Source organism: Nocardia sp. CA-107356 (genome assembly GCF_050946365.1).
GTDB lineage: Bacteria > Actinomycetota > Actinomycetes > Mycobacteriales > Mycobacteriaceae > Nocardia.
The window spans coordinates 2166604-2184531 of record NZ_CP191992.1; the positions used below are offsets into that span (position 1 = coordinate 2166604).

The window sequence follows — 17928 nt, forward strand, 5'->3', positions numbered from 1 at the left end:
CGGGTACCGTGATGCGATACCGGAGCACGGCGATGCGGGGCAGCCTATGAAGCGGATCTACTGCACACCCGAGGATCTGACGCGCATCCGGATCGGGGCGCCGCTCGGTGCCATGGCCGAAACGATGTTGGCCAGTCGCGTGGTGCAGCGCACCGACGCGCCACTGTTCGACGGGTGGCGCAGCCAGGTGCGGGGCGCGATACCGGATGACTTCGGGGTGCTCGCCGATATCGTCCCTGGCGTCGATCACTTCGTCGACCTGATCACGCCCACCCGCGCAGCGCGCACGATGTCCGCCGGGATCGAGGCGCTGCACCTGGTCTCACGCGATGAACTCCGCCTGGAGGTGGAGTGCACGATTCGCCAGCGATCCGAGACCGGGCGTCCGCTGCCGGCGTGGGCGCGCAAGCTGTCCGACCGCGATGGTGGTGCGCGGCGCGAGTTCGCGGTCGCCATCGAATCCTTCCATTCGGTGGCGTTCGCCGGTCGATGGGCGCATGTGCAGTCCTATCTCGAGGTCGCGGCCGAGCGGATGGCCCGGACGATGGCCACCGAGGGCGTCGAACGACTCTTCGCCGATCTGCGGCCCTTCGCACGGTGGCGTTCGCCGATCCTGGAGGTGCTCACGCCGACCGGGTGTCACGACGAATACCTCGACGGACGGGGATTGATCATCATTCCCTCGGTGTTCGCCTGGCCGGGACCGCTGCTGCTGAAATCGACCGTCGACAAGGACGCGCCGATGACACTGGTGGTCCCGGTATTGCGCGATATCGCCGATTTCGCCACCGCGTGGGGTCCGCGCGCGACCAACGAGGCGTTGACCGCGCTGCTCGGCCGGACCCGCGCCGCCGCGCTACAGGTGATCGCCGAAGGCTGCACGACGACCGAACTGGCCCGCCGACTCGGTGTTTCGGCCGCCACGGCCAGCGAACACGCATCGATCCTGCGCGAGGCCGGGCTGATCGAGAGCTGGCGGCACCGCAATGCGATGCGGCACCAGGCGACGACGCTCGGCATCGCACTGCTCGACGGTGATCTCGACAGTGGTGTGCGCATCGCGTGATGGCGCGCCAGTAGGGTCGGGCACGTGCAGCGCATAACCGACCGGAAGAGTTCGGCGTGGTAGAGCAGGGTGAACAGGCGCGGACGCGTCGGGGTCGGGTGCGCCGGGCCTTGTGGGTAGGGGTCGGGCTGGTCGCCGGAGCGGCGCTGGTCGTCGCCGGGGCCAATATCCGGTTGTGGGTGGTGTCGTCCGGACATCGGTCCGGACCCGCGGTCGCGCCGACTGTTCCGGTGGTGATCGTGCCCGGGGCGAAGGTCGCGCCGGACGGTGCGCCGATGGCCTATCTGCGCGGGCGACTCGATGTCGCGATCGAACTGCTGCGGGCCGCAAAGGCGCGCGAAATCCTGGTATCCGGTGATGCGGGGGGCACCTCCGGGGGACGAAATCGCCTCGATGACAAAGTATCTCGTCGACCATGGGATCGACCCGGCGGTCGTGCGCACGGATGGCGAAGGATTGTCGACCCGGGCGACTTGCGAGCGCGCCAAGACTTTGTTCGGCATCGACCGCGCGCTCATCGTGACCCAATATCAGCATCTGCCACGGGCCATCGCCCTCTGCCGCGCCGCGGGAATCGACGCCGACGGTGTCATCGCATACTGCGAATGCAAGCGAAAAACCAAGGTGCGCAACAATATCCGCGAGTGGCTTGCCGCGCCCAAGGCGGTCGCCGCATTGATCTGGCGCTGACCCTGCTGCTGGCGTTCAGAGCGTCCGGACGTCAACGCGGATCCGGCAGTGCTGGATCCATCGGATCGATCGGACCGCCGGGATTCGGGATCGGTGGCGGTCGGTTCGGATCCGGGTGTGGTGTCGGATCGGGGATCGGCGGTACCGGTGTGGGGCCCGGTTCCAGCGGTGGTACGGGCTGTGGATCGGGGCTGGGCGCAGGCTCCGGCCGAGGGACGGGATCGGGGCCGGGCGCAGGCTCTGGCTGCGGAAACGGCTCGGGGCCGGGTACGGGCTCCGGCTGCGGAAACGGCTCGGGGCCGGGTTTCGGTGGGACCGGATCCGGGATCGGCAGTGGCGGGACCGGGTCGGGGATCGGGGTCGGTGGAATAGGGCTCGGATTCGGTGGCACTGGACGAGTCATGTGCGTTCCTCCTCATCGCAGCGGTACCCATCCGGTCGTGGGTGAATCAGCGGAACGCCAGCTCGCGCAGGTCGGTGCGTTTCGCCCAGTCGATAACCTGGGCTCCCGACCGCTGGCATCAGTCGGCAAGCAGTGCCCGCGCCGCCGAATGCTCAGGTGTTCCCTTCCCCGGTTCGGGCGACTGAGGCCGTTCGGAGATCGAAACCACTTGACGGGCTTCGGATTTGAGGAGCCGGACAGGTCGGAGGGGGTATTCCTTGCAGCAATCGTGTCCGCATGTCCATACTGCGCCGGGATACCCCCGGTGACCCATCTGCTCATGCGCTTCGCCACCGAAGACATCACCGTCGGTGACACAGTGATCGCGAAGGGGGAGGGCGTGGTCATTGCCGGCGGTGCCGGTCGAGGAAATTCGCAACCTGCCGGTAGTCACCCAGAACGACCTGGCCGCTTTCCTGGTATACCTCGACCGGCGGTCAGTTGGTTCGCGCGGCGTATCCCAGCGGCAGTTTGTCCGGTGGACAGTTGATCACCGTGTCGTCGTCGATATCCCTGGATTCCAGGAAGGTGATGCACCCGGTCGCGGAGACCAGCGTCAGCGGATAGGTCGGTCCGCGGTCACGGTCGGCGATGATCGCGTCGAGATTTTCCTCGTAGCGGGTGAGGATGCTATCGGGGTAGTCGAGCATCCACTGCGGATAGGAGATGGTGGTATGCACGCGGCGGTCGCCGAGCCAGATGATGATCACGGTGGTGGTGCCGGTCAGGTCTACCCAGGCGAGTTTGTACATGTCGTCGCTGATCTGGACCAGCTTGGCGGTCTGATTCTTGGACCAGCGCCCGAACATCGGTCCCATCAGGCAGCGTGAATCGATGGTGTGCCAATCGCGTATGTACAGCTCGTATTTCCAGCCGTTGTCATAGGCGTAGATCAGGTGTTTGCCGACAATGCCGGATAGATCGCCCGTCAGGGCTGAGGCCGGCCAAGCGGGCTGCCGCACGCTCATCGGTGACTCCTCTCGATCGACCTCCGCTGTCGAGACCTGGGTCTTTGTAGTCAGCCTAACTACTCGGACAATCGTTGCGGCCGATTTGCCGGGAACGCCGCGATCATGACAGTGCGGCGGCATAGAGGATCTCGCGCATACCGGGCAGGGCTTCCTGATCCGCCCGCCACACCAGCCGGAGACTGAGATCGGGCAGCGGAAAGTCCAATCGGACGAGCGTGGCGTGTGCGAGACCGTCGGCGACCGCGAATTCCGGGAGCAGGGAAATGCCGAGTCCGTGCTCGGCCCAGGCCCGCATGACCGGAACCGCACCGGCCCTGACGCGTCGCGGACCCGCGCCGAGAATCCGTTCCCCGGCCATCCAGAACGAGCATTCCGGCACATTGACCAGCAGCCGCTCATCGATCAGATCGGCCGGTGTCAGGGCGGATCTGTCCGTCAGCGGATGGGTGGGTGCCGCGACCAGGGCCAGCGGAACCGGGTCCAGGTCGAGGAAGGCCAGTGGTTCGGGCGGAGCAGGAAAGCCCAGGTCTCCCACTGCTCCCCCGGAATCCAGCAGCAGTGCCGCATCGAGTTCGCCACCGACCACATCGGCGAGCAGTCCGTCGCGGGCCCGATCGGAGCGCACCTCGACCTCGAGATCGGGCCGTCGCTCGGCCAGCCGCGCCAGCACCCGCGGCACATAGGTGCCCGCGAGGGTTTCCAGTGCGCCGAGCCGCAGCAGGGGCCGTTCTTCCCGCACGTCGCGGATGGCCTGCTCGGCTTGGTCGAGCAGCCGCCGCGCCCACCCGGTGAGGCGCTGACCCGCGGGGGTGAGTCGCATGCCCTTGGGATCGCGCACGAAAAGCGTGACCCCGAGCGCGGTCTCCAGCGTGCGGATCTGCTGGGACACCGATGACGGCGCGAGGTCGAGCGCCACCGCTGCATCGGTGACGGTGCGGTGACGCACCACGGCCTCGAAGGTCCGCAGCTGACGTAACTCCATGGCTTGGCCAACAGCGCCGGAGCATTCGGATATTCCGAATGCCACATGCGCTGCCGCCGGTGGAGTAGCCGTATCCGCCCGACCAGAGTCGTTGGCGTCACCACTCGAGTCGATCAGTTCGGGAGCTGTTGCACCAGATGAGCATTCTGCAATCGCGGGCGGACACGTCCGCCGCGTCGAGCGGGCGGACCCGCGCCCTGCTCGGAATATCCCTCGGGTACTTCATGGTGTTGTTGGATATGACGGTGCTCTCGGTCGCCGAACCGGATCTGGCGGCGTCGCTGCACACCTCGGTCGCCGGGCTGCAATGGGCGACAACCGGCTATACCGTCGCCTTCGCCGCACTGTTGCTCTCCGCGGGCGCAGTCGCCGATCGTTATGGCGCGCATCGGGTATTCCGTTTCGGCACAGCGGCTTTCGGTGTGGTCTCGCTGCTGAGCGCGTTCGCCCCGAGCCTGTGGATCCTGGTCGCGCTGCGGGCGCTGCTCGGTGCGGCCGCTGCGGCGTGTGTGCCCGCGTCGATGGCGATGATCAGCCAGCTCTACCCGGATCCGGCGCGGCGCGCCAGGGCGATCTCGACCTGGGCGGCGATCAGCGGCGCGGCGGTAGCGGCGGGGCCGATCGCGGGCGGCGCACTGGTCGGGCTGGCCGGTTGGCGTTCGATTTTCGTCGTCAATGTGCCCATCGCGATTGTTGTGCTGGCGCTGAGCACGGGTTCGGCCGTGCACTGTGCCCGTGGTGAGCGGCGGATCGACTGGCTGGCGCAGTTGACCGCGGCCGTCGCCCTGGCACTGTGCACCGATGCGCTGATCGCGGCGGGCGCGCAGGCGTTGCGGCACACCGCATGGTCGCTCGGTGGCACCGCGCTCGCGACGGTTGTCTTCGTATTCCTCGAACGACGCAGTGCCGCACCGGTATTGAATCGCGACCTGCTGCGCGCGGGCCGGGTGCGGGCCGGGCTGTTCGCGGGCGCGGCGGTCAACTTCGCGCTCACCGGCGCACTGTTCGTTCTGCCGCTGCTACTGCAACAGCAGCGCCACCTGAGCCCGCTGCTGACCGGACTCGCCTTCCTGCCGCTCACTGTTCCGTTCGCCGTCATCCCACCGCTGGCCGGCAAGATCGTCGCCCGCATCGGCGCGCGCCGCCCGATCCTGGCCGGACTCGGCCTGCTCGCGGCCGGTGGTTCGGTGCTGGCCGTCGCGGTCTTCGCCAGCCTCGCCTATCCGATGCTTGCGCTGGGCCTGTTGTTATCGGGATTCGGTGTCGCCTTCGCCCTTCCGGCGTTGGTCACCGCCATCGTCAATGCGGCCCCGCCGGGTACCGCCGGTGCGGTCGGCGGCCTACTCAACGCCGTCCGCCAAGTCGGCGCAACGCTGGGAGTTGCGATCATGGGCGCGCTCGTCACCCCGGGCGTCGGCTGGGCACTGCTGGCCTCCGCCGCTGCGTGTGCGCTGGCTTTCGCCGTCTTCGGCTACCACCGCGTGTCCGAATCCTGACGCGGGCTCAGGGCGCGATTCGGCCGGTTTGCCGTGTATAGCGACGGCCTGTGCGGTCGTCTTCGTCGTGTTCGGCTACCACCGCGTGTCCGAATCCTGACGCGGGCTCAGGGCGCGATTCGGCCGGTTTGCCGTGTATAGCGACGGCCTGTGCGCTCGCCTGCGTCGTGTTCGGCTAACCACCGCGTGTCCGAATGCTGGCGCGGGCTCAGGGCGCGTACCGGCTGATCCGTCGAGCATCGTGGCGGCCTGTGCGCTGGCTTTCGCCGTGTTCGGCTACCACCGCGCATCCGAATCCCTACGCGATTCGGCCGACCTCGCCGAGAACGGCGACGGCCTCGATGGTTGACCGTGCCCAGGTCGCCAGGCAAGGTTGGCCGATGAGTGCGGCATCGCGCAGCGATTCGATGAGGGGTGGTGGCCGGGTGGCAGGTGGGCGCGGAGCAGAGGTCCGTGCGGGTGTCGAGCTGACCAATCTCGACGCACCGCTGTTCGACGGTGCGCAGGCGACCAAGCGCGATCTGATCGACTATCTCGAATTCGCCGGTGATCGGCTGGTTCGGCAGCTGCGGGACCGCCCGCTCTCGGTGGTGCGCATCCGGCCGGGGCAGGAGCCGTTCATGCAGAAGAACCTGCCGAAATACACCCCGGACTGGGTGCGCCGGGTGACGGTGTGGGCCGAGACCTCCAAACGTGAAGTGACCTACGCACTCTGCGATGACGTGCGCACACTGCTGTGGTTCGGCAATCAGCGCGCGGTCGAATATCACCCGACGCTGCTGCTCGCCGATCATGCCGAGGGGCCCACGCATCTCATCCTCGATCTCGATCCGCCGGAGGGCGGACCGTTCCGGCAGGTCGTGCTGGCCGCCGAACTGATCAGGCAGGCGCTGGCGAACGACGGACTCGCGGGCGCGGTGAAAACCAGCGGCGCCAAGGGCGTTCATATCTTCGTGCCGATCGAACCCCGCATCCCGATCGAGGATGTCGCGGCCGCCACCCGAGCGATCGCGGCCAGAGCCGAACGTATCGACCCGGACCTTGCTACCACCGCGTTCATCCGCGAGGACCGCGCTGGCAAGGTCTTCCTGGATTCGACGCGCGCGGGTGGTGCGACCGTGGTCGCCGCCTACAGCCCGCGCGTGCGTCCCGGCGTGCCGGTGTCGTTCCCCATCGAATGGAGCCAACTGGCCGATATCGGTCCGGGCGATTTCACCGTGCGCACCGCACCGAAACTCCTGGGCGAGCACGACCCGTGGACGCGAGAGATGCCGTCGCCGCAGTCCCTGCCCGCCGATCTCATCGCCGAAGGCCACACCATTCCGGTGGCCCGGGTCCAGGCCATGCACGAGGGCAAGCGTCGGGCCCGGGCCCGCAGGCAGACCTAGCGCTTCAGTGCTGGTGTTCGATGACGGTGCGGAAGTGCGCGGCGCCGTCGGTGATCGCGTCGACGGTGACCACGGCGCGGAACTCGAGGCCGTTATCGGTGACCGTGCAGGTTTCGGTCGCGCCGATATCGGCGTTCAGGGCGCTGGGGCAGCTCACGTGCTGAGGTGTGTGCCCGGTGCGGTCGATGTAGTCGATGGCGACCTGTGCGGCGAGCTGTGAGCTGGAGATCGAGTCGGTGTCATTGCCATCGTCGTCCCGGCTCGTCGTGGTCTGAAAGGCGCTGCCGATGATGCCGAGGATGAGCATGACGATCAGCAAGGCACGGCCGCCGCTGGAGAGCAGCAGCGGGCGAGTCGGGGATTGCGGCGGCGGCCCGGTGAGTGCGGCACCGGGCATGGGCGTACCGGGAATGGGTGCGCCTGGGACGGGTGCGCCGGGGACGGGTGCACCGGGAATCGGCGCACCGGGCGTCGTCGTGGGTGCCGCTGCCTTATCGCCGAAGACGCCCTTCAGGTAGGCGGGCGTCAGCAGATACACGTAGGTCGACACCCGCATTTCCGTGCGCAGCACCGCCGAGGTGGCCTCGAAGACCGCACCGGGCATCCGTCCGGTGATCAGGACGATCAGCCACAGAATGAACGCGACGATGGTCCAGCCAGTGGTGAACCAGCTCGACAGCACCAGGATCGGAATGGCCAGGATGAGCCGGAACAGCACCGCCGCCCGGTTCAACGGCGTCGGTGCCGGGAAGAGCAGGCGGACCGGATAATCCGGTGCGGTCCACGCGAAGGGCGGATAGTCGTCGACCAGCAGCATCAGATAGCCGTACACCCGCGCGGTGTAGCCGAAATACCCGCGCAGGAACTCGCCGCACCAGTCCGGCAATCGGCCGAGCACCAGTGCGCCGAACCAGCCGCAAACCACCACAACGAACGCGGCGATACTCAGCGCCCACAACACGATGAGCTGCGGTATGGCCAACAGCAGCCGCAGCAGTACGGTCCAGCGACGGTGTTGTTGCGGCGGGAAGACATCCAATTCGACCAATGCTTCGCCGCTGGTCGGCGATCCTTCGTTGACTACCATGGCGACCCACTCGCTTCCTTCGTCCAGCGCAGTGTCCAGAACTCCATGCCGAAGCCGACGCCAGCGAGGCGCAGGCGTGCGTGAAACGAATGTAGCTCGATAATGGCTGATCTATCGGAAACTGCGCCCAGATGCCAGTAAGGGCTGGTCGTTGTGCTGTTGATGGAGACGCTAGCCAGTGGCTGAGATAGCAGTGTCGGTCGATCTGGTGCGGCCGGTCGGGAGGACGAAGGACAACTCGCCGCGGCGGGCGACGCCGAGTTTGCGGTACACCCGGGTGAGGTGTTGTTCGACGGTGCTGGTGGTGATGGCGAGTTTGTCGGCGATCTCGCGATTGGCCTTACCGCGGGCCGCCAACTCCGCGACGCGGCGTTCGGCGGGGCTCAGTGTCGCGAGTCCGCCCTGGATCGGGCCGAGTGCTGGCATGGGTTGGGTTGGTTGCGTAGCTGTTTGGGGTTTGCCGTCGAGTAGATCGCGCAGCAGCACCTCGGCGCCGCAGGTTTCGGCGATACGTGCGGCGTCGCGGAGCAGCGCACGGGATCGGTCGTGGTCGCCGACGGCGCGGTGCGCCTTGCCGAGTTCGCCGAGTACCGTCGCCAATTCGACGTCGTCGCCGCCGGTGCGGGCGATGGCGACGGATTCGCGGAGTAATCGGAAACCTTGATATCGATCGCTGGTGGCGGCGAGCAGGCGCAGCGCGACGCCACCGGAGCGGTGCCGATCGGCGGCGCCGAGTAGCTCCAGATGTCTGGTCGCGAACTCGCGCACCTGGCGATGCTCGCCGAGTACGAGATGGGCGGCGGCCATGTCATTGCGCCACGGCACCAGCCAGGGGAAGTCCATATTCCACCGTTCCATGAGATAGCCGCAGCGGCGGAAACTGCGCAGCGCCTCGTCGGCACGCCCGACGGCGAGGTGATGATGACCTTGTGCCTGCAGATATGACAGACCGAAACGGGAGTCGAAAATCGTTCGTGGCACCGGTCTTTCGAGCTGTGCCGCGGCCTCGGCATGGCGACCGGACAGGGTCAGCGCGTGCACTGTCGCGGCGATCGGCGTACCGATCCACAGGCCGAGGTGTTCGGCCGGTACGTAATTCAGAGCGAGCGCTGCATCGGTGGTCGCATCGCGAATACTGCCCTTGCGCAGCATCGTTTCCGCGCGCAGACCAGCGAAGATCGACTGCCAGGTCGGTGCACGGCGGGCGTCGGCCTCGGCCAGCAGCGATTCGCACCACGCCGCCGCGGTATCGAGCCGATTGCTGTAGATGAGGCAGTGCACCGCCGCGACCAGGGTTTCGATGGTGGTCGAGGTGAGGCGGTGACTGGTGAGCAAACGCTGTGCGAGCGTGGCGATTTCGTCGAGCGGGTGGGTGAACAATCCGGACAGCAGATCGGCGCCGTGCCGATGCGGCGAGTGTTGATCGGTGCGCACCCGTGGCGGCCGCGTTGGTGCCGCGAAGAGTCGTGGGTGCCGTGGCACATGTGGCGGATAGGAGTACCGCAGCCAGGCGCGCAGGAAGTCGATCTCGGGTGTCGCTTCGTCCGGATTGCCGCTGTTGAGTTGGTCGAGTGCGTGATCGGCCTGCTGCACCTGCCCGTGCCACAGCAGGTACATGATGGCGGCGGGCAATTCGCGGTGCGGCACCCGGCCCGCGCGCAGCGCCGCCTTCAATCGGGTGAACTGGCGCGAGCGGGTCGACGGATTGATCCGCCATTCGAGACAGACGAGCCGAATCGCGATCGAGGCGCGCTCGCCCGCGTCGCGGGTGGCACGGTAGGCCAACTCCAGCCGATCGACGGCCAGATCGATCTGGTCATTGATCATCGCGTCCTCGGCGGCGCCGAGCAGAACTTCGACCGCCCACGGGTATCCGGCGGCACCGGCCTCGACCAGGTGGTCAGCGACGGTGCACACCGGAAAACCCCGGTGGTGCAGCAGTTCCGCGGCCCGGCTGTGCAACTTCTGTCGGACCTGCTCGGGGGTGCTGCGCAAGATCCGCTCGCCGACCTCCGGATGCTCGAAGCGCGCCCTCGTGGTGTCGGTGAGCTGCTGGACCACCGCCCCTACCGCGTCCGCATCGGCATCGAGCAGTTCGGCGACCAAGCCGACCGTACTCGCGGGCCCGAGCACGGCCATGGCCTGACCGACTCGGGATTTGGCGAAGTCGGCCCAGTGATGGCGGTGCAGTAGGGGTTCGCGGTGCGGTAGGACAGGCTGACACATACTCGGAGCCCTTCGTCGAGGTGGTGTGCCCGACTGTGGGAGAGCACCATCGAAAACGAGCAGCTCGGGTGCACTGAGGATGCGGCATCGTCGCAGCGGGAAGGGCGCGGCGACGCGCCCGATGATCCAGCCGGTGAGGACAGGTTAATTCGCCTGCCCGATCCTGTCACGGCAACAGGTGATTCCTTCGTAATATGAGTTGTTTCAACACCTTTCGTGTCATCAACTACCTGACGATGGCGAGCGACTGCTGGTAGTAGGAGAGGCAGGTGGCCGAGGTGTCGTCGGCGGTCAGGAACAGCACCGTGTGTGCCCTGGTGAGCACGCCGCTATCGCGTGCGCTCAGATACGCGTGCACCGGAGCCGCGGAGTACGGATTGTCCACGGAGGGATCGACGCCGACGATCGACTCCGGGGTGAACCCGAGCGCGTTGGCCAGGCGGGCACGGAAATCCAGGGTCCAGGTAGGGGCGAGCAGGAGGGTGCGCCCATCGGTGATATCGGCGGCCTCGAGCCCTTCGGCCGTGAGGCAGTCGCGAACGGCCACGGCAGCCAACTCGACCGGGTCGGCGTTACCGGGTCGGGTGCTCATGGCCCTTCGACCGTTCGCACCCGCCGCCCCCATCGCGACCCAGGCGGTCGGGTCGGCGGGCCCTGCGGTGTCGGTGCAGTGCAGAGTGCCGAATCCGCCCGCGGTGCCGAAGCTGCTGAGCAGGATCGCGGCACCGCTTGTGCTGTAGGGGAATCCGTCGACGTGACGTTCGGTCGACGGATGGGTGTCCCCGGCCACGAGCAGCGCGTACTCGACTTCGCCGGTGGCCAGGAAGCATTCGGCGGTCGAGATCGCGTGCAGTAGTCCGCTCGCGCCGTTCATCAGATCGAAGGAGAAGGCGGGTACGCGGCCAGGGGCGTATTCGAGGCCGACGCCGACGCGCTTCTGGATGAGCGCCGATACCGCGGGTTCGGAGATGTTCTGATCACGGAAAACCCCGGCGTTGATCAGCATTCCGACCTGGTCCGCGGCGACGTCCGCCTGTTCCAGGCAGGCGGTGGCCGCGCGGGTCGCGAGGTCGAAGTAGCTGCCGGTATCGAGATCGGCATTCACGGCGGCGGCGAGGATGGTGGTCGGCATGGTTCAGGCCTCCAGACGGGAGATGGTCGCGGCCAGGTATCCGGAGACGATTCCGGAAGCCGCCGGAATCATCAGCACCTTGGACCCCTTGGGAATCTTCTGCTGCGCGAGATATTCGTGCAGGACCACGAAATGCGAGGTCGACGCGGTATTGCCGAATTCGTGCAGCACATTGAGCGATTGCGGCATGGGGGTGCCGAAGTGTCGTTCGGTCAGATGTGTGATGTATTCGATGGCGGGCGCGCTGAATTGGTGGTGGATCCAGTAGTCGTACTTTTCGCCCTCCCAGTTGCGCCCGGTCTCCTCCAGGAAGGTGGCGATGCGACTGATGCCCTGTAGGTAACGGCCATCGTTCTGCATCGCACGGTTATCGGTGTAGAGCGCGATGCCCGAGGATTGGTCACTCGGCATGCCGATGCAGTGTTCGGCGCCGTCGGCCGAGGTCATCAACTCGACGTAGTGGATCTCGTCGTCATCGTCGCCACGGTCGTCGAGCACCACCGCGACCGCCGCATCGCCGACGGTCAGCGCCGCGAACTGTGGATCGTAGGGCTTGCTGATCTCACGAGCCGCCGTCTCGGCGATCGGGGTGATCTGTTCACCGCTGACCACCAGTCCGTTGCGGACCACACCGGCCTTGATCATCCGATCCAGCACCAGCACACCGGTCATCATGCCCGCGCAGGCATTCGAGACATCGAAATGGCGGGCATTGACCGTCCCGATCTCCTTACCGAGCATGGTCGCGAATGACGGTGCGTAGCAGAAGATTTCCCTGCCGCGGGTGCGGGTGATGGAGGCCGAGATGACAACATCGATATCCTCGGCCGCGTAATCGGAATGCGCCAGGCAGTCCTCGATCGCGCGCAGGGCCAGATCGAAGGAGGATTCGTAGCCCTCGTCGCTGGAATCGTAGACCCGCCGATTCTTGATGCCGGTGATCCGCTCCAGGTCGAGCGATCTGGGAACGGCAAGTCCTGCGATGATCTCCTCGGTGGAACGGACGGTGGATGGTGTGTACGAGCCGATGGACTCGAAACGCGTGCGCAGCATGACCCCTGCTTTCTTCTGTCGCGTGAATTTCCCTGTGTTGCCAGGAGTTTCGACGGCGCTGTCGTAGATTGCGTGGTTGCTACCCGGGCAGTCCGACCAAAGACGCGCTCACCTCGCACAATTGCCGGGCGAGCCGGTCGTCGCGGGCCAGGCGCGACGGTTCGCGCTCGCGGGTCTTGCGGAAATAGGCGCCGGTGACCGCGCCGACGCTCGGATCGGTCGCCAAGTAGGTGAGCGCGGCGGCGCCCTCGGCCGCGGAGATGAAGAAGATGCGTTCGGCGAGCGCGACGACCGGTCGCCCGAACCACGGCAGCGAATTCCAGATGCCGGTCGCGACCGCGCCGGGATGAAAGGCATTGACCGTCACCCGGGTGCCGTCGAGACGTTGCGCCAGCGCACGGGCATAGAGGACGTTGGCCAGTTTGGAGCGGCTGTAAGCCTTTTCGCCCGAATAGCCTTCGCGGAATCCGAGATCGTCGAAGTCGAGCGTCGCGCCGTAGTGCATTACCGAGGACGTGAACAGAATGCGCGCCGGAGCACTGTGCACCAGCAGATCGGTGAGCAGTTCGGTGAGCAGAAAGCCGCCGAGATGGTTGGTGGCGAAGGTCGCCTCGATACCGTCCGCGGTTTCGGTGCGCGTCTGGTGATAGCCGCCCGCATTATTGGCCAGCACATCGATGCGGTCGTAGGTGGCCTCGACAACTTTGGCGAGCTGGCGCACCGACGACTGCGACGAGATATCGCATTCCAACGTAACGACCGCCCCTGCCCCCGCGGCACGCACCAAATCCGCACTGTCGGCGAGCTTCTGCGGATTCCGGCCGACCAACACCAGGCGATCGCCCCCTGCGGCGAGCTGTTGCGCGGCCTCGAGACCGATGCCCGAGGTGGCCCCCGTAATCAGGATCGTCTTCATGCCCGATCACCCTGCCAGCGCTCGCGGGGCCGAATTCCGCTCGCGCGCCGCCCATGACGGGTTGCCCGATGTATGCGAAAGTCCTGGCTGACGCGGGCTATCGATCGATCATGCAGATCAGCACGTGCGTGCCGAATTCGGACCCATGATGCTGCACGAGAGTTGTAGCCGTTGTGCATGACCGCCGATAGGGGGCGATAGGGGTCGGTCGTTCCATCTGGACTTGTCAGCTCTCCTGGTCCAGACCGATACAGGCGGCGGTGATCGCGTCGTAGATCCGGTCCAGGTCGGTGTCGGTGGTCCGCCAGTTGCTGAAGGCGGCGCGCAATCCCGGCTTCCCGTCGTAAACGGTTGGCGTGAGGAAGGTTTCGCCGCTCTCGGCGACTGCGTGGGTGAGGGCCTGCACCCGCTCGGCGGTCGGCCGGTCGGCGAGGGTGAAGCAGACGACATTGAGTCGGACCGGCGCGAGCAGTTGGACGAGACCGCTTGCGGTCAGCCGTTCGCCGAGTCGACGGGCCATGGCGACGTTGCGCTGCACGATCTCTCGATGGCCCGCCCTGCCGTACGCGGTCAGGGTGAACCAAGCCGCCAGCGCTCGAAGGCGGCGGGAGCTCTCCGGGACCAGATGTACGAAATCCGGAGCGCCGGTGGGTATTCCGAGGTAGGCGGCGGTGTTCTGGAAGACCTGGACCTGCAGGTCACGGCGTCGCGTGAATTGCACCGCGGCGTCGTAGGGCACATTCAACCACTTGTGCAGGTCGACACAGACCGAATCGGCTGCCGCCAGCCCGTCGACCAACCGCGCGTGCTCGGGCGCGAGCGCGGCGAAGGCGCCGAAGGCCCCGTCTACGTGCAGCCAGAACGGATAGCGCTGCTTCAACTCCGCGATCGCCCGCAGATCGTCGAAATCCACTGTATTCACGGTGCCCGCATTGGCCACCACGATCGACGGATGGCCGTCGAGTGCGTCCAACGCGTCGGTGAGCCGCCGGATGTCAATGGCCTCGCGCCCCGATTGCGTTGGTACCAGCCGCAATTGGTCGCGGCCGATGCCGAGCATGGCCAGTCCCTTGTAGATGCTCGCATGCGGCGCACCCGACAAGATGTGCACCTGCCCGAGCGCGCCGACACCGGACTGCGCCACCGAAATCCCCATACGTTCGCCCAACCACTCACGGGCCGTGGCCAATCCGACGAAATTCGACATGGTGGCTCCGGAGACGAAGGCGCCCGTGTGCTCGGTCAGCCCGAACAGCTGCCCCAACCAACCCACGGTCTCCCGTTCGAGTTCCGCCGCCCCGGAATCCATCGTGGTGAAGGCGTTCTGGTCGAACACACTGGTCAGCCAGTCACCTGCGATGGATGCGGGAGTCGTTCCGCCGGTGACGAATCCGAGAAAGCGCGGCCCCGCGCTACCCGAGAGCTTCGGCTCCCACCGCTGCTGGAACTCCCGCAGCGCGCCCCGCAGTCCGACACCGACCGCCGGAACCGTACTGTCCGCGCCGTTCCCATCACTCGGCCGTGCCACCGGCCGGTCGTTCAGCCCCGCCAACACCTGTGCCGCCGCATGGCGCGTCTCGTCGAGCAGTTCGGGCAGGTCGGCGAGGTCACCGGCGAGTATCGGATCCATTCATCGACCCTAGAGACGGTGCCCGGCCGCTGTCGTGGGCCAGTTCCGACGAACTGGACCTATGACTGTCGTGGTGCCATATGGCCGCTTCAGGAGCCGCGAGGACCGGTGACCGAAGAGGAGTTGGCCGATTTCGAAGTCGACGTTCTCGCCGAGTTCGTGCTTGCGCGGGCAGCTTCGGTGAACGACGGCACGATTCACATATCAATGTCCACGGCCCTTACTCGTTCCGGCCGCCCGACCTGGGCGGCACTTGGCGCCCGTTACGCGGGTCCCCGACCACACCGACCCTGACAAGGACGACTGCTTCCGGCGTCCGGGCGTCAGCTGCGAGTCTTGGCGAGCATTTCGACGATCTCTGTGGTGCAACCCGTCTCGCCGAGGAGAGGGAAGATCCGTTCAATGCTGTTGCGGTGCGCCTCCACATCCAGATCGGCCATGGCGTCCGTCGCGAGCGTGATGTGGTAGCCGTGTTCGTAGGCGGCACGGGCGGTCGATTCCACGCCGATGCTGGTGGTGAGCCCGGCCAGCACGATCTGTGTGACGCCGCGGCGGCGCAGTTGCAGGTCGAGTTCGGTTCCGTAGAAAGCACCCCAGGTGCGCTTGGTGACTGTGATGTCGTCAGGGTGGCCGGCGAGGTCATCGACGATGACATCCCAGCCTTCGGGCAAGGAACCTGGTCGGCTCGGGATCTCGCTGCGACCTGGAGCGGCATCCGATCCATCCGCACGGGCCGTGACCCGCACCAGGACGACCGGGGCGCTGAGTTCGTGGAAGGCGCGGGCCAATTCGACCGCCCGAGCCACCACCTCGGGGCCGGTATAGGGGACCGTGGGAGCGTCGATGATGGCGTTCTGCAAGTCGATGATGACCAGCGCGCTGGACGAGTCGAGTGCGGTGACAGTCATGAATTGTGCCTTTCCTGTCTCGGCGGCTCAGCCGCGGTGTCTGACGTGTGGCTCGGGGCCAGTTCTTGCTGTTGTCGCGTGGCTTGGCATCTGAAAGCAGTTGGCGGCCCCGCTATTTGGCTTCATGCGAGCCGCCGGCTGGCTGTGGTTGGGCAGAGGCTGTTGCCACCGCAAGGTCGGGTGTAGGTGGGGAATCCTGGCGGCGGGGTAGCAGCAGCGGGCTGGCGAGGATCAGCAGTCCTGCGACCGTGATAGCCGTGCGTGGGCTGGTCGCGTCGGCGAGCAGTCCACCGAGCGCGCTGAGGATGGCGATGGAGGCGCTGCTGCTGATCGACCAGGCCGACAGGGTGCGAGCGATGCGGTCTTTGGGTGTGTGCTCGAGTCGATAGGTGGCCAGTACCGGGTTGTACAGGCTCATGCTGATGATGATCGCGAGCTCGACAGCGATCACAGTCGCAAGGCCGACGACACCGGGCTGGATAAAGGCGAGGCCGATCAACCAGACGGCGCGCAGCGTGCCGACCGTACGGAGGATCCGGTGCTGGCCATACCGTGCCACGACACGGCTGGCAAGGCGTGAGCCGATCAGCCCGCCGACGCAGGGGGCGGCGAAGGCGAGACCATACTGCCAGGGCGGGAATCCGAGCTGGCGCAGCAGAAGCACGGCCAACAGCGGCTCGGTGGCCATGATCAGTCCGCCCACGAGCAGCTGGTTGAGGTAGAGCGCCCGTAGGCCGGGATGAGCCAGAAGGTGACGCCAGCCGTCGAGCAACTCACCGGCCCGGACCCCGCGCTTGCCGGTCCGCTGCGGGTGTTGTTCTCGGCCGCGAATCGCCGTGACCGCCAGCGCGGAGAACAGGTAGCTCAGCGCGTCGGCCACCACGGTGGCGACCGGCCCGAACAGCCCGATCGCCGCCCCGCCCAGTGGTGGCCCGACAGCGATGGAACTCCACGTCGTCGACTCGAACCGCGCGTTGGCCACGAGCAGGTCGTTCGGCTGGACGAGGGCCGCGAGGTAGGCGCCGCTCGCCGCATTGAAGGCGATCTTGGCCGCGGCGACCACGGCCGAGACGACCATCAACAGGACGAAACTGAGCCGGCCGAAGGCGTAGGCGACCGGGATCGACATCATGACCGCGAACCGCGCCAGGTCCATGGTGATCATCACCGGTCGCTTGCGGCGAAACTCCACCCACGGCCCGAGCGGCAACGCGATCAGCGCACCCACTGCCGGCCCCACCGCTGACAGCGCGGACACCTGAGCGGGGCTGGCGTGCAACACCAGCACGGCGATCAGCGGTAACGCACCGAACCCCAGCCCGGAGCCATAGGCGCTGACGGCGTAGGACGCCCACAGCCATCCGAACTGCCGGCCCAGGGATCCGCTGGCCACCAAAACTCCGTACCTCCCGGTTCGAACAACTCGCTGATGATCGCTTGTGATCAAAGCAAGCCCGAGAAGGCTGGATCAAACAACCGCGCTGGCGGCGAGCCACAACCATATGTTGTGCCGAGTACGCTTTGCTGCGTGGATCTCGACGCCGCGACTACCTCGACTCCAGACGAGTGAGCGCACCCGATACCGAGGTCTGGATACCGAAATGGGCGGAGCGCATCCCGCGCACCACGGCGACATCCAGCTGATCGGCAGTGACCGCAGTCTGTCCGATGCTGCTCGGAGTCCAGCTCGAGCACATCCGGGGTGATCAGTTCTGCAAGAAGCCCTCGCGGTAGGCGAAGTGTCCAGTCCCGCGCCTCGATACGGTCCGTACGCTCACCGCCGAACCGGCCGAGGGCGTCCGCTCCGCGACCCGCCGCTGCGGCGGCGTCGGCACCGGATGGTGCGGGGGCGAATGGCACGTCCTCCAACAGTCCGTTCAACACCAACCGACCATCAGGTTTTGTGTGTCGGGTCACACGGTCGATCCTTTTGCTCTAGCG

15 protein-coding genes are annotated in these 17928 nt (G+C 66.6%); 4 read left to right on the forward strand and 11 right to left on the reverse strand.

Annotated features, from left to right (window positions below):
* The first annotated feature begins 46 nt into the window (after positions 1-46).
* Together ACQP1G_RS09800 and ACQP1G_RS09805 are read left to right on the forward strand one after the other, a co-directional pair.
* Complete coding sequence (locus tag ACQP1G_RS09800; RefSeq protein ID WP_433201149.1) at positions 47-1066, forward strand: ArsR/SmtB family transcription factor; 1020 nt, start codon at positions 47-49, stop codon at positions 1064-1066.
* Positions 1067-1459: 393 nt separating this feature from the next.
* Positions 1460-1756 (forward strand): ElyC/SanA/YdcF family protein, encoded by a 297-nt coding sequence (locus ACQP1G_RS09805; protein ID WP_433201152.1) that lies wholly within the window; start codon positions 1460-1462, stop codon positions 1754-1756.
* A gap of 31 nt (positions 1757-1787) precedes the next feature.
* Here ACQP1G_RS09805 and ACQP1G_RS09810 read toward each other — a convergent pair whose 3' ends face one another.
* From ACQP1G_RS09810 to ACQP1G_RS09820, 3 genes are all read right to left on the reverse strand, one after another.
* The gene (locus ACQP1G_RS09810; protein WP_433201155.1) at positions 1788-2159 is read right to left on the reverse strand and encodes a hypothetical protein; all 372 of its coding nucleotides are present in this window, start codon (positions 2157-2159) and stop codon (positions 1788-1790) included.
* 476 nt (positions 2160-2635) lie between these two features.
* Positions 2636-3166 carry a phenolic acid decarboxylase gene (locus ACQP1G_RS09815; protein WP_433201158.1) on the reverse strand — a complete coding sequence of 177 codons (531 nt, stop codon included), beginning with the start codon at positions 3164-3166 and terminating at the stop codon, positions 2636-2638.
* Positions 3167-3269: 103 nt separating this feature from the next.
* Positions 3270-4151, reverse strand: a complete 882-nt coding sequence (locus tag ACQP1G_RS09820; protein WP_433201161.1) for a LysR family transcriptional regulator — start codon at positions 4149-4151, stop codon at positions 3270-3272.
* Positions 4152-4288: 137 nt separating this feature from the next.
* Here ACQP1G_RS09820 and ACQP1G_RS09825 point away from each other — a divergent pair, with 137 nt between their 5' ends.
* Both ACQP1G_RS09825 and ACQP1G_RS09830 read left to right on the forward strand, forming a co-directional pair.
* Positions 4289-5647 carry an MFS transporter gene (locus ACQP1G_RS09825; protein WP_433201164.1) on the forward strand — a complete coding sequence of 453 codons (1359 nt, stop codon included), beginning with the start codon at positions 4289-4291 and terminating at the stop codon, positions 5645-5647.
* Positions 5648-6054: 407 nt separating this feature from the next.
* Positions 6055-7035, forward strand: coding sequence for a DNA polymerase domain-containing protein (locus ACQP1G_RS09830; protein WP_433208356.1), 981 nt, complete (start codon positions 6055-6057; stop codon positions 7033-7035).
* Positions 7036-7039: 4 nt separating this feature from the next.
* Here ACQP1G_RS09830 and ACQP1G_RS09835 read toward each other — a convergent pair whose 3' ends face one another.
* The 8 genes from ACQP1G_RS09835 to ACQP1G_RS09870 all read right to left on the reverse strand — a co-directional run bounded on the left by ACQP1G_RS09835 (position 7040) and on the right by ACQP1G_RS09870 (position 17380).
* Positions 7040-8122 (reverse strand): DUF4389 domain-containing protein, encoded by a 1083-nt coding sequence (locus ACQP1G_RS09835; protein WP_433201167.1) that lies wholly within the window; start codon positions 8120-8122, stop codon positions 7040-7042.
* A 171-nt stretch (positions 8123-8293) separates the two neighbouring features.
* Positions 8294-10348: a helix-turn-helix transcriptional regulator gene (locus ACQP1G_RS09840; protein ID WP_433201170.1), complete on the reverse strand. Its 2055-nt coding sequence runs from the start codon at positions 10346-10348 to the stop codon at positions 8294-8296.
* A 226-nt stretch (positions 10349-10574) separates the two neighbouring features.
* Entirely contained in the window at positions 10575-11480 is a 906-nt protein-coding gene (locus ACQP1G_RS09845) for a hypothetical protein (RefSeq protein WP_433201173.1), read from the reverse strand.
* A 3-nt stretch (positions 11481-11483) separates the two neighbouring features.
* Positions 11484-12533 carry a 3-oxoacyl-ACP synthase III family protein gene (locus tag ACQP1G_RS09850; RefSeq protein ID WP_433201176.1) on the reverse strand — a complete coding sequence of 350 codons (1050 nt, stop codon included), beginning with the start codon at positions 12531-12533 and terminating at the stop codon, positions 11484-11486.
* A 79-nt stretch (positions 12534-12612) separates the two neighbouring features.
* Positions 12613-13449, reverse strand: a complete 837-nt coding sequence (locus ACQP1G_RS09855) for an SDR family oxidoreductase (RefSeq protein WP_433201179.1) — start codon at positions 13447-13449, stop codon at positions 12613-12615.
* 226 nt (positions 13450-13675) lie between these two features.
* Positions 13676-15079: a pyridoxal phosphate-dependent decarboxylase family protein gene (locus ACQP1G_RS09860; protein WP_433201182.1), complete on the reverse strand. Its 1404-nt coding sequence runs from the start codon at positions 15077-15079 to the stop codon at positions 13676-13678.
* Between the two features lie 323 nt (positions 15080-15402).
* The gene (locus ACQP1G_RS09865; protein ID WP_433201185.1) at positions 15403-15987 is read right to left on the reverse strand and encodes an isochorismatase family protein; all 585 of its coding nucleotides are present in this window, start codon (positions 15985-15987) and stop codon (positions 15403-15405) included.
* A 112-nt stretch (positions 15988-16099) separates the two neighbouring features.
* Complete coding sequence (locus tag ACQP1G_RS09870) at positions 16100-17380, reverse strand: MFS transporter (RefSeq protein ID WP_433201188.1); 1281 nt, start codon at positions 17378-17380, stop codon at positions 16100-16102.
* Between the last annotated feature and the right edge of the window lie 548 nt (positions 17381-17928).